Below are 13746 nucleotides of genomic sequence, written 5' to 3' on the forward strand. Positions count from 1 at the left end.
AGATGGCAAAACTAACTAAGCGCATGCGCGTAATCCGCGAAAAAGTTGACGTAACTAAAGAATACGAAATCAACGAAGCTGTTGCTCTTCTTCAAGAACTAGCTACTGCTAAATTCGTTGAGTCTGTAGACGTTGCTGTTAACCTAGGCATCGATGCTCGTAAATCTGACCAGAACGTACGTGGTGCAACTGTACTACCTCACGGTACTGGCCGCGACATCCGCGTAGCAGTGTTCACTCAAGGTGCAAACGCTGAAGCAGCTAAAGAAGCTGGCGCAGACATCGTAGGTATGGAAGATCTTGCTGAGCAAGTTAAGAAAGGCGAAATGAACTTTGACGTAGTTGTTGCTTCTCCAGATGCAATGCGCGTTGTAGGTCAACTAGGTACTATCCTAGGTCCTCGCGGTCTTATGCCAAACCCTAAAGTTGGTACTGTAACTCCTAACGTTGCTGAAGCAGTTAAAAACGCTAAAGCTGGTCAGGTTCGTTACCGTAACGACAAAAACGGCATCATCCACACTACTATCGGTAAAGCAAACTTCTCTGCTGAGCAGATCAAAGAGAACCTAGAATCACTTCTAGTTGCTCTGAAGAAAGCTAAGCCATCTTCAGCGAAAGGTACTTTCCTGAAGAAAGTAAGCATCTCTACTACTATGGGTGCTGGTGTTGCTGTTGATCAGGCTAGCCTGAACACTCAAGCATAATTTATTTGCTTAGGCGCAAAATTTGTGTATAATTTTGCGCCTAATATTGTGGTTGGGGCTGAACATTGGTTCTTTGAACTGTCTCCTAGTTCGAAATGAATTAAGACCCAGTCTCCGTCCAAGACCGTAGGTGTTTGTGTAAAAACAAACTTAATTATCCTACGTAGATGGTGCCCGAACTGACAGAAAGCTCTATGTAAATAGTTAACTTTCTTCTGGGAAGCACCTAAATAGCTCTCACTGTCGTGATGATAGTGAGTGGTGTAACGACAACCAGGAGTAAATCCAAGATGGCTTTAAACCTTCAAGACAAAAAAGCAATTGTTGCTGAAGTCAACGAAGCTGCCAGTGGTGCACTTTCTGCAGTTGTAGCTGATTCTCGTGGCGTTCAAGTTGGCGCGATGACTTCTCTACGTAAACAAGCTCGCGAAGCTGGCGTTTACATGAGAGTTGTTCGTAACACTCTTGCTCGTCGTGCGGTAGAAGGTACTGAGTACGAGTGTCTAACTGACACTTTTACTGGTCCTACTCTAATCGCATTCTCTAACGAGCACCCAGGTGCTGCAGCGCGTCTTTTCAAAGACTTCGCTAAAGAGAACAAAGACTTCGAGATCAAAGCTGCTGCATTTGAAGGCGCTTTAACTGACGCTGAAGTACTAGCAACACTACCAACTTACGACGAAGCAATCGCACGCCTAATGATGTGCATGAAAGAAGCTTCTGCTGGCAAGCTGGTACGTACTATCGCTGCTATCCGCGATCAAAAAGAAGAAGCAGCGGCTTAAGCCTTGCTTTTTACTGGTTGCAAAATAAACTTATTGTTGACTTAAAAGAGAATTGTTATGTCTATTACTAACGAGCAAATCCTAGACGCAGTTGCAGAAATGTCTGTAATGCAAGTTGTTGAACTAATCGAAGCTATGGAAGAGAAATTCGGTGTAACTGCTGCTGCTGCAGTAGTTGCAGGTGGCGCAGCAGGCGGCGAAGCTGCAGCTGAGCAAACTGAATTTGACGTAATCCTAACTGCAGCTGGCGGCAACAAAGTTGCTGTTATCAAAGCAGTACGTGGCGCAACTGGCCTAGGTCTTAAAGAAGCTAAAGCTCTTGTAGACGGCGCTCCAGCACCTCTAAAAGAAGGCGTTGAGAAAGCTGAAGCTGAAGCTCTTAAAGCTCAGCTAGAAGAAGCAGGCGCTTCTGTTGAAGTTAAGTAATTATTACTTAATTTCATAGCCTAACGGCTAATGGCTGGTGGTTTTTTAACCACCGGCCTTTTTGCGCTGTAGGGCATGAGCGAATTTTCCCGCTGTTTAAGCGTCTCATGTCCATGCAAAAAACATTTCATTCCTACGCAATGAGATGTCACTACAGTAAACAGCTATTTAGTCACTGTCCCTTACCCCCCTTAAGTAACTAGGTGCGGGCGGACGGTTTGGGTCACTTATCAGCGAGCTGAGGAACCCCATGGTTTACTCTTATACCGAGAAAAAGCGCATCCGTAAGGACTTTGGTACTCGTCCACAAGTTTTGGACATTCCATACCTGCTATCGATCCAGCTCGATTCGTTCGACAAATTCATCGAACAGGATCCTGAAGGTCAATACGGTCTTGAAGCTGCTTTCCGTTCTGTATTTCCAATTCAGAGCTACAACGGCAATTCTGAGCTGCAATACGTTAGCTACCGTCTTGGTGAGCCAGTTTTTGACGTTAAAGAATGTCAAATCCGCGGTGTAACTTACTCAAAGCCACTACGTGTAAAACTACGCCTAGTTATCTTTGATAAAGACGCGCCAGCAGGTACTGTAAAAGACATTAAAGAACAAGAAGTCTACATGGGCGAAATTCCGCTTATGACAGACAATGGTACCTTCGTAATTAACGGTACCGAGAGGGTTATCGTATCCCAGCTGCACCGAAGCCCAGGCGTGTTCTTCGACAGCGATAAGGGTAAGACCCACTCTTCAGGTAAAGTTCTATACAACGCACGTGTAATTCCTTACCGTGGCTCATGGTTAGACTTTGAGTTCGATCCTAAGGATAACTTATACGTACGTATTGACCGTCGTCGTAAGCTACCAGCTTCGATCATCCTTCGTGCACTTGGTAAAACGTCAGAAGAAATCCTAGATATCTTCTTCGAAAAAGTGAACTTCGAAGTGAAAGACCAAACTCTACTAATGGAGTTGGTTCCTGATCGTCTACGTGGTGAAACTGCGTCATTCGACATCGAAGCGAACGGTAAAACTTACGTTGAGCAAGGTCGTCGCGTAACAGCTCGTCATATCCGCCAACTAGAAAAAGATGGCGTTGATCACATCGAAGTACCAGTTGAGTACATCGTTGGTAAAGTTGCATCGAAAGATTACATCAACGAAGCAACAGGCGAGATCATTGTTAACGCTAACCAGGAAATCAGCCTGGAAGCACTAGCGAACCTATCTCAGGCTGGCCACAAATCACTAGAAACGTTGTTCACCAACGATCTAGACCACGGTCCATTCATGTCAGAAACACTACGTATCGACAGCACTGTTGATCGTATTTCTGCATTGGTAGAAATCTACCGCATGATGCGCCCTGGCGAGCCACCAACAAAAGAAGCTGCAGAAGCACTATTCGAAAGCCTATTCTTCTCTGAAGAGCGTTACGATCTATCGACTGTTGGTCGTATGAAGTTCAACAGCTCTATCGGCCGTGAAGATGCTCAAGAGCAAGGCACACTTGACGAGCTAGACATCGTTGAAGTGATGAAGAAGCTTATCGCGATCCGTAACGGTAAAGGCGAAGTGGACGATATCGACCACCTTGGCAACCGTCGTATCCGTTCTGTAGGCGAAATGGCTGAGAACCAGTTCCGTGTAGGTCTAGTACGTGTTGAGCGTGCAGTTAAAGAGCGTCTAAGCCTAGGCGACCTTGATGCAATCATGCCTCAAGACCTGATCAACGCGAAACCAATCTCTGCAGCTGTTAAAGAATTCTTTGGCTCTTCACAGCTTTCACAGTTCATGGACCAAAACAACCCGCTATCAGAAGTAACGCACAAGCGTCGTATTTCTGCATTGGGTCCTGGCGGTCTAACTCGTGAACGTGCTGGCTTCGAAGTACGTGACGTACACGTAACTCACTACGGTCGTCTATGTCCTATCGAAACGCCGGAAGGTCCAAACATCGGTCTGATCAACTCTCTATCTGCGTTTGCGCGTTGTAACGAGTACGGTTTCCTAGAGACACCATACCGTCGCGTTGTAGATGGCGTTGTTACAGACGAAGTAGATTACCTATCTGCAATTGAAGAAGGCCAATTCGTTATCGCACAGGCTAACGCTGCGCTAACTGAAGAAGGCGGTTTTGCAGATGAGCTGATCACAGCTCGTCAAAAAGGTGAATCTGGCCTACACCCTCGTGAGCACGCTCAGTACATGGACGTTGCGACAAACCAGGTTGTATCTATCGCTGCATCGCTTATCCCGTTCCTAGAACACGATGATGCGAACCGTGCATTGATGGGTGCGAACATGCAACGTCAGGCAGTTCCAACACTTAAGGCTGACAAGCCTCTAGTTGGTACTGGTATTGAACGTAACGTAGCAGTTGACTCAGGTGTAACTGCAGTTGCTAAACGTGGTGGTGTAATCCAGTCAGTAGATGCTTCTCGTATCGTTGTTAAAGTGAACGAAGAAGAGCTAGTACCAGGCGAAGCTGGTATCGACATCTACAACCTGACTAAATACACACGTTCTAACCAGAACACATGTATTAACCAGCGCCCATGTGTGATGCCAGGTGAACCTGTATCACGCGGTGACGTTCTTGCTGATGGTCCTTCAACAGACCTTGGTGAACTAGCGCTTGGTCAAAACATGCGTATCGCGTTCATGCCTTGGAACGGTTACAACTTCGAAGACTCGATCTTAGTATCTGAGCGCGTAGTTCAAGAAGACCGTTTCACGACGATCCACATCCAAGAACTTACTTGTGTGGCGCGTGATACTAAGCTTGGTTCTGAAGAGATCACAGCTGATATTCCAAACGTAGGTGAATCTGCTCTGTCTAAACTAGACGAGTCAGGTATCGTTTACATCGGTGCTGAAGTTAAGGGTGGCGACATCCTAGTTGGTAAAGTAACACCTAAAGGTGAAACTCAGCTAACGCCTGAAGAGAAGCTACTACGTGCGATCTTCGGTGAAAAAGCATCTGACGTTAAAGATACTTCACTACGTGTACCTAACTCTGTATCAGGTACGATTATCGACGTTCAAGTCTTCACTCGCGATGGCGTAGAGAAAGACAAGCGTGCGCTTGAAATCGAACAAATGCAGCTTAAAGAAGCGAAGAAAGACCTAACTGAAGAATTCCAGATTCTTGAGGGTGGCCTTCTAAACCGCGTTAAAGCTGTACTGATCGATGGTGGTTACTCTGAAGCGAAACTAGACACGACTGATCGTAAGAAGTGGCTAGAACTAACGCTAGAAGACGATGCACTACAATCACAGCTTGAGCAACTTGCTGAGCAGTGGGACGAGCTAAAAGCTGACTTCGATAAGAAATTCGAAACTAAGCGTCGCAAGATCACTCAAGGTGATGATCTAGCACCTGGCGTACTGAAGATCGTTAAGGTTTACCTAGCGGTTAAACGTCGCATCCAGCCTGGTGATAAGATGGCGGGTCGTCACGGTAACAAGGGTGTAATCTCTAAGATCAACCCTGTTGAAGACATGCCATACGATGAGAAAGGTCAGCCTGTAGACATCGTACTTAACCCACTGGGTGTACCTTCGCGTATGAACATCGGTCAGATCCTAGAAGTACACTTAGGTCTGGCAGCGAAAGGTATCGGTGACAAGATCAACCAGATGGTTAAAGAGCAGCAAGAACTAGCGAAATTCCGCGAGTTCCTACAAAAAGTTTACGATCTAGGCGAAACTCGCCAGAAAGTAGACATTGCTTCTCTATCTGATGACGAAGTTCGTACTCTGATCAAGAACCTACGTGGCGGTCTACCAATCGCGACTCCAGTATTTGACGGTGCACCAGAAGCGTCTATTAAAGCGCTACTGAAACTAGCAGACCTACCAGAATCTGGTCAGCTAAAACTGTTTGATGGTCGCACGGGTGACCAGTTTGAGCGTCCTGTAACTGTAGGTTACATGTACATGCTGAAACTGAACCACCTTGTTGATGACAAGATGCACGCTCGTTCAACTGGTTCGTACAGCCTAGTAACTCAGCAACCACTTGGTGGTAAAGCTCAGTTCGGTGGTCAGCGTTTTGGTGAGATGGAAGTATGGGCACTAGAAGCATACGGTGCTGCTTACACTCTACAAGAAATGCTAACGGTTAAGTCGGATGACGTTAACGGCCGTACTAAGATGTACAAAAACATCGTAGACGGTAACCACAGCATGGAACCTGGTATGCCAGAATCGTTCAACGTACTGTTGAAAGAGATTCGCTCGCTAGGTATCAACATCGAGCTAGAAGACGAAGAGTAATCTCTTTTCTCTTGACTAAGGTTGAGAGAACCAAAAAGCGATTATTTGGTAGAAGGTGCTCACTTTAGCGAGTGAGCTCCTTTTAACTCCTTACAGGAGCTGATTGTGAAAGACTTATTAAACTTTCTAAAAGCACAGCATAAGACCGAAGAATTTGATGCTATCAAAATCGGTCTATCTTCTCCGGACATGATCCGTTCATGGTCTTTCGGTGAAGTTAAAAAACCTGAAACGATCAACTATCGTACGTTCAAACCTGAGCGCGATGGTCTTTTCTGTGCGCGTATCTTTGGTCCAGTTAAAGACTACGAATGTCTTTGTGGTAAATACAAGCGCCTGAAGCACCGTGGTGTTATCTGTGAGAAGTGTGGTGTAGAAGTTACACAAACTAAAGTTCGTCGTGACCGTATGGGCCACATCGAGCTAGCATCACCAGTAGCTCACATCTGGTTCCTAAAATCGCTACCGTCTCGTATCGGTCTACTAATGGATATCCCACTACGTGATATCGAGCGTGTTCTTTACTTCGAAATGTACGTAGTAACTGAACCAGGTATGACTGATCTAGAAAAATCTCAGATGCTTACTGAAGAAGAGTATCTGGATCGTCTAGAAGAGTGGGGTGATGAGTTCACTGCTAAGATGGGTGCAGAAGCTATCAAGGACCTACTAGGTTCTATGGATATGCACGCTGAAGCTGAACAAATGCGCGAAGAGCTAGAAACAACTAACTCTGAAACTAAGCGTAAGAAAGTCACTAAGCGCCTGAAACTGGTAGAAGCGTTTATTCAATCTGGTAACAACCCAGAGTGGATGATCCTGACTGTACTTCCAGTTCTTCCGCCAGATCTACGTCCTCTAGTACCACTAGATGGCGGTCGTTTTGCGACTTCAGATCTGAACGACCTATACCGTCGTGTGATCAACCGTAACAACCGTTTGAAGCGTCTTCTAGAGCTAGCTGCTCCGGACATCATCGTACGTAACGAAAAACGTATGCTGCAAGAGTCTGTTGATGCGCTACTAGATAACGGTCGTCGTGGTCGTGCGATCACAGGTTCTAACAAACGTCCTCTGAAATCTCTTGCTGATATGATCAAGGGTAAACAAGGTCGTTTCCGTCAGAACCTTCTAGGTAAACGTGTAGACTACTCTGGCCGTTCTGTAATCACAGTAGGTCCATACCTTCGTCTACATCAGTGTGGTCTTCCTAAGAAGATGGCACTTGAGCTATTCAAACCATTTATCTACAGCAAGCTAGAGACTCGTGGTCTTGCGACTACAATCAAAGCTGCTAAGAAAATGGTAGAGCGTGAAGAAGCGGTAGTTTGGGATATCCTAGACGAAGTAATCCGTGAACACCCAGTACTATTGAACCGTGCACCTACACTTCACCGTCTAGGTATCCAGGCGTTCGAACCAGTACTAATCGAAGGTAAAGCGATTCAGCTACACCCACTAGTGTGTGCGGCGTACAACGCGGACTTCGATGGTGACCAAATGGCGGTTCACGTACCTCTAACTCTAGAGGCACAGCTTGAAGCTCGTACTCTGATGATGTCGACAAACAACATTCTGTCGCCAGCGTCAGGTGATCCGATCATCGTACCTTCTCAGGACGTTGTATTGGGTCTGTACTACATGACTCGTGACAAGATCAACGTGAAAGGTGAAGGCATGTACCTTTCTGGCCCAGCAGAGGCTGAGAAAGCATACCGCACTAAGACCGCTGAACTGCACGCACGCGTTAAAGTACGTATTACAGAAACAGTTGTAGACGAAGACGGCAACAGCACAACAGAGACTAAGATGGTTGATACAACTATCGGTCGTGCAATGCTATGGCAAATCGTGCCAGCTGGTCTACCGTACAGCATCGTTAACCAAAAGCTAGGTAAGAAGCAAATCTCTAACCTACTAAACGAGGCGTACCGTAAGCTAGGTCTGAAAGACACTGTAATCTTCGCTGACCAAATCATGTACACAGGTTTCGCATACGCGGCACTATCTGGTGTATCTGTTGGTATCGACGATATGGTTGTACCGCCAGCTAAGTACACTGAAATCGCAGAAGCGGAAGAAGAAGTACGTGAAATCCAGGAGCAATACCAATCTGGTCTTGTTACTGCGGGCGAACGATACAACAAAGTTATCGATATCTGGGCATCGACCAACGATCGCGTAGCGAAAGCGATGATGGCAAACCTTTCATCTGAAACGGTAGTTAACCGTGACGGTGAAGAAGAGCAACAAGAATCGTTTAACAGCATCTACATGATGGCTGACTCGGGTGCTCGTGGTTCTGCAGCTCAGATTCGTCAGCTAGCGGGTATGCGTGGTCTGATGGCGCGTCCAGATGGTTCAATCATCGAAACGCCGATCACAGCGAACTTTAAAGAAGGTCTAAACGTACTTCAGTACTTTATCTCAACGCACGGTGCTCGTAAGGGTCTTGCGGATACGGCACTGAAAACAGCGAACTCGGGTTACCTAACTCGTCGTCTAGTAGACGTTGCTCAAGACGTTGTTGTAACTGAACATGACTGTGGCACTCACGAGGGTGTTGACATGATGCCTCACATCGAGGGTGGTGATGTTAAAGTTGCACTAACTGAGCTAGCGCTAGGTCGTGTAGTAGCTGAAGACGTTCTTAAGCCAGGTACAGAAGATGTTCTGATTCCACGTAACACTCTAATTGATGAGAAGTGGTGTCAGATCATGGAAGAGAACTCAGTAGACAGCATGAAAGTGCGCTCTGTAGTTACTTGTGATTCTGACTTCGGTTGTTGTGCACAGTGTTACGGTCGTGACCTAGCACGTGGTCACCTAGTAAACCAAGGTGAAGCAGTTGGTGTAATCGCTGCTCAGTCTATCGGTGAACCGGGTACACAGCTTACGATGCGTACGTTCCACATCGGTGGTGCGGCATCTACAGCAGCAGCAGAGAACAGCATCCAAGCGAAGACAACTGGTACAGTTAAACTGCACAACGCTAAGTTCGTAATCAACAAAGATAAGAAGCTAGTAATCACGTCTCGTGCATCTGAGCTAACTATCATTGATGAATTCGGTCGTACTAAAGAGAAGCACAAACTTCCTTACGGTTCGATGCTAAGCAAAGGCGACAACGATGCAGTAACAGCTGGTGACGTTGTTGCTAACTGGGAAGCGCACACCATGCCAATCATCACTGAAGTGGCAGGTCGCATCCAGTTCGTAGACATGATCGACGGTGTTACAGTTTCTCGTCAAACAGATGACCTAACAGGTCTATCTTCAAGCGAAGTAACTGACCCAGCAGCTCGCCCAGCAGCCGGTAAAGATATGCGTCCAGCTATCAAACTTGTTGATGAGCAAGGTAACGACGTAATGATCCCTGGTACTGAAATGCCAGCTCACTACTTCCTACCTGGTAAGGCGATTGTAAACATCGAAGACGGCGCAGAAGTAGGTGTGGGTGATACACTTTCACGTATCCCTCAGAAATCTGGCGGTAACAAAGATATCACCGGTGGTCTACCTCGCGTAGCTGACCTATTCGAAGCTCGTAAGCCTAAAGAGCCTGCGATTCTTGCTGAGCACACAGGTACTGTAAGCTTCGGTAAAGAGACGAAAGGTAAACGTCGTCTAGTAATCACTCGTGACGGCGGTGACGCTTACGAAGAGATGATTCCTAAGCATCGTCAGTTGAACGTATTTGAAGGTGAGCGTGTTGAACGTGGTGACGTGATCGCAGATGGTCCAGAGTCTCCACATGACATTCTACGTCTACGTGGCGTACACGCTGTAACTCAGTACATCGCTAACGAAGTACAAGAAGTTTACCGTCTGCAAGGCGTTAAGATTAACGATAAGCACATCGAGACTATCGTTCGTCAAATGCTACGTAAGTGTACAATTACTCACGCAGGTGACTCTGAGTTCCTACCTGGCGAGCAAGTTGAATACTCACAAGTTAAGATTTCTAACCGTAACCTAGAAGCTGAAGGCAAAGAGCCAGCACGTTTCGAGCGTGAGCTACTAGGTATCACTAAGGCATCTCTAGCGACTGAGTCATTCATCTCTGCGGCATCGTTCCAGGAGACAACTCGCGTACTAACAGAAGCTGCGGTTTCTGGTAAGCGTGATGACCTACGTGGTCTGAAAGAGAACGTAATTGTTGGTCGTCTGATCCCAGCTGGTACTGGTTTCGCATACCACCAAGATCGTCAAGCTAAACGTGCTGAAGCGCAAGAAGGTCCATCTGCTGAACAAGCAACAGATAACCTAGCTGCACTTCTAAACGCAGGCTTCTCTTCTGACGAGTAATCGTTAAGAGCTTAAAAGAAAAGGCACCTTCGGGTGCCTTTTTTGTTTCTTGGAGGCCAAATAGAACGCTTACGCTCCGAGAGTCGAGAGCGCTTCGCTTTAGGTACCGAGAGGTGTGCTTTGGGAGAGTCGTGATAATTATTTTGACTAAGAGGGCGTTGACAGGACTTGCCCCTAAAAAGACAAAATCAATCCCGAAACCCGAAACCCGAAACCCGAAACCCGAAACCCGAAACCCGAAACCCGAAAAACAAAAAGGGCTGACGAACATACGCCAACCCTTAAGAATTTTCTCGCTTCTCGCTTCTCGCTTCTCGCTTCTCGCTTCTCGCTTCTCGCTTCTCGCTTCTCGCTATGCGCCAGGCGGCATCGCTAAACTGTCGGCAATCAACTGAATCAAGTGGTCTTCTACCGCGAAGCGTGTCTCAATGATTTCCCCAATCAAAGACATATCTTCGTCAAAATCAGCCAGTTCATCTTCGGCTGAAACATCAGAGTATTTGTCAGTAAAGTTCAACAACGGCTCAGTAGTGAGGACGATCTTCGCGTAAGTCTGGTTTATTTCATCTGTCGCGACAAAGCCAGTGGCTTTCCACTTATCCATCACCATATCGTAGATTTTAAAGTGACCTTCAGAGATATAATCAACAAGGTGTTGGCAGAAGTGCTGAAGTTCGTCAGGGGAAGGGAGTTCAATGACATTGGATTTCGAACAAGGTTGCAGTGCTGCAAGCTTACAATATTCGACAATCAGAGATTGTCTCGTTTCCAGCCAATGGTCAATAACGTCACTGGAACCGCCCCATTGGTCTTGTGTTTGTTTGAATTTTTTTAGCATGACCATGCCCTCATGATCTGATCGCCCATTGGCGAACGTATCCTTTGCAAAGCAAAGTTAGTAAAGTGATTACAAACTCTTGTCCTTACTAGAATTTATAGTTGCAAATTTGGCGAACGACAAACTCTGGTATGAAATTAGATTGCCAGTAAAATGAATGAACTTCAAGCAAAGGGACGCTGTAATGTTAAGAAAAGGTGAAGTTAACCGTACGAAAAACGCCTATTGGTGTGTTGTCTCAGGAAGCGATGTTTGGCTGGTGGATGGTGCTATACCATTTGGCAATGCAGAGCAGTTCTCACTGCCAGAAGCGAGTGCAAGGCAGATAGGTGAATACCAAAATGCCCCAGTGATGTGGGTAAATCTGTCGGATTTAGACCACGATTTAGAGCTGGTGTCTCTGCGTGATTGTCTGCATTTCCCAGAGACACTCTTCTTGCTGATCAGCAAAGCGATTCAATATGGGCACATGACACAAAGCCTTCGCTTTTGCCCCCAGTGTGGTGGTCGAAACTTTCTCAATAACAACCAGCTAGCGATGCAGTGTGGTGAGTGTCGTACTTTGCACTATCCGCGTATTTTCCCGTGCATCATTGTCGCTGTGCGCAAAGATAACCAGATTTTGTTGGCACAGCATCCTCGTCATCGAAATGGCATGTACACCGTCATTGCGGGCTTTTTAGAGGTGGGAGAAACCCTAGAGGAGTGTGTCGCTCGTGAAATACACGAAGAAACTGGCGTACACGTTAAAAATATTCGCTATTTTGGCAGCCAACCATGGGCCTTTCCATCCAGCATGATGATGGCATTTCTTGCTGATTACGAGTCTGGTGAATTAAATCCCGATTACACTGAGTTGTCTGACGCACAATGGTTTGGCATTGACGAGATGCCGCCGGTTGCGCCAGAAGGGACAATTGCTCGAGCTCTTATCGAGCAAACGCGACAAGATATCGAATCTAATTCGCTGAAAAATAGATAAAAAAAACCCTCCGAGAGGGAGGGGGTAAGTAAGATGTCGTTATGAGATGCTGAGTACCGGGTACTCAGTTTATAATTGTAGTTTTCGCTAGCGAACAAATTTTTAACACTGATACCGACTGGGTGCAAATTAAGCACTGATTTAAAAGTTAATAACTTGATCCAGGTTGCAAAGCACACAGCTATTAGCATTAAATCAGTGATAGAATACCCCCTTTCAAAGAAAGCCTAACAATTGGAATTACGGAATGACTGAATTAAAAAATGATCGTTATCTGCGTGCCCTTCTAAAAGAGCCAGTAGATTACACGCCAGTATGGATGATGCGTCAGGCAGGTCGTTACCTACCAGAATACAAAGCAACTCGTGCGCAAGCGGGCGATTTCATGTCTTTGTGTAAAAACGCGGAGTTGGCGTCAGAAGTAACGCTTCAACCACTACGCCGTTTTCCTCTTGATGCAGCGATCTTGTTCTCTGACATCCTAACTATCCCAGATGCAATGGGCTTAGAACTTCGCTTTGCTGCGGGTGAAGGTCCGGTTTTCGATAAGCCAATCACTTGCAAAGCTGACGTAGAAAAGATCGGCCTGCCAGATCCAGAAGGTGAGCTGCAATACGTAATGAACGCAGTGCGTCAAATCCGCAAAGACTTGAACGGTGACGTTCCACTGATTGGCTTCTCTGGTAGCCCATGGACACTGGCGACTTACATGGTTGAAGGTGGTAGCTCTAAAGCGTTCACTAAGATTAAGAAGATGATGTACGCAGAACCGCAAACGCTGCACTTACTTCTAGATAAGCTAGCAGACAGCGTTATCGAGTACCTAAACGCGCAAATTAAAGCGGGTGCACAGTCGGTGATGGTATTTGATACATGGGGCGGTGTACTGACTCCTCGTGACTACAACCTGTTCTCACTGCAATACATGCACAAGATTGTAGATGGCCTGATTCGTGAAAACGACGGTCGTCGCGTACCAGTAACGCTGTTTACTAAGAACGGTGGCATGTGGCTTGAGCAAATCGCAGCAACTGGCTGTGATGCGGTAGGTCTAGACTGGACGATTAACATCGCAGACGCAAAAGCGCGTATCGGCGATAAAGTGGCTCTACAAGGTAATATGGACCCATCAATGCTTTACGCTTCTCCAGAGCGTATCCGTGAAGAAGTCGCGGGTATTCTAGAGGGCTTTGGTGATGCAGGTACTGGTCACGTGTTCAACCTAGGTCACGGTATCCATTTGGATGTGCCGCCAGAAAACGCGGGCGTATTTGTTGAAGCGGTACACGAGCTATCTAAGCCGTACCACAAGTAACTTCGACTTTTTGAAATCAAATACCGGCAATCAGTGCCGGTATTTTTTTATCTGAAAATCAAGGCTGTACAGCTTTGGTAGTATTTGGGCTACCATGATCTAATTACTA

8 protein-coding genes are annotated in these 13746 nt (G+C 46.4%); 7 read left to right on the top strand and 1 reads right to left on the bottom strand.

What is annotated here, in order from left to right:
- Positions 1–2: 2 nt before the first annotated feature.
- The 5 genes from rplA to rpoC all read left to right on the top strand — a co-directional run bounded on the left by rplA (position 3) and on the right by rpoC (position 10502).
- Positions 3–704 (top strand): 50S ribosomal protein L1, encoded by a 702-nt coding sequence (gene rplA, locus KJB05_RS00980; protein WP_038897092.1) that lies wholly within the window; start codon positions 3–5, stop codon positions 702–704.
- 290 nt (positions 705–994) lie between these two features.
- Entirely contained in the window at positions 995–1489 is a 495-nt protein-coding gene (rplJ, locus tag KJB05_RS00985) for a 50S ribosomal protein L10 (protein WP_005440560.1), read from the top strand.
- Between the two features lie 57 nt (positions 1490–1546).
- Entirely contained in the window at positions 1547–1915 is a 369-nt protein-coding gene (gene rplL / locus KJB05_RS00990) for a 50S ribosomal protein L7/L12 (RefSeq protein ID WP_005440561.1), read from the top strand.
- Positions 1916–2165: 250 nt separating this feature from the next.
- A complete protein-coding gene (rpoB, locus tag KJB05_RS00995; RefSeq protein ID WP_009705466.1) occupies positions 2166–6194 on the top strand; it encodes a DNA-directed RNA polymerase subunit beta in 4029 nt (1342 codons plus the stop codon).
- 105 nt (positions 6195–6299) lie between these two features.
- Positions 6300–10502: a DNA-directed RNA polymerase subunit beta' gene (gene rpoC, locus KJB05_RS01000; protein WP_005440564.1), complete on the top strand. Its 4203-nt coding sequence runs from the start codon at positions 6300–6302 to the stop codon at positions 10500–10502.
- Between the two features lie 352 nt (positions 10503–10854).
- Here rpoC and KJB05_RS01005 read toward each other — a convergent pair whose 3' ends face one another.
- Positions 10855–11346 carry an Rsd/AlgQ family anti-sigma factor gene (locus KJB05_RS01005; RefSeq protein ID WP_005434886.1) on the bottom strand — a complete coding sequence of 164 codons (492 nt, stop codon included), beginning with the start codon at positions 11344–11346 and terminating at the stop codon, positions 10855–10857.
- Between the two features lie 178 nt (positions 11347–11524).
- Between KJB05_RS01005 and nudC the strand changes: the two genes are divergently transcribed.
- Together nudC and hemE are read left to right on the top strand one after the other, a co-directional pair.
- Complete coding sequence (gene nudC / locus KJB05_RS01010) at positions 11525–12322, top strand: NAD(+) diphosphatase (RefSeq protein ID WP_045410652.1); 798 nt, start codon at positions 11525–11527, stop codon at positions 12320–12322.
- Positions 12323–12569: 247 nt separating this feature from the next.
- Positions 12570–13637: a uroporphyrinogen decarboxylase gene (hemE, locus tag KJB05_RS01015; RefSeq protein WP_005433634.1), complete on the top strand. Its 1068-nt coding sequence runs from the start codon at positions 12570–12572 to the stop codon at positions 13635–13637.
- Positions 13638–13746 lie beyond the last annotated feature (109 nt).

Source organism: Vibrio sp. B1ASS3 (assembly GCF_905175355.1).
Lineage (GTDB): Bacteria > Pseudomonadota > Gammaproteobacteria > Enterobacterales > Vibrionaceae > Vibrio > Vibrio owensii.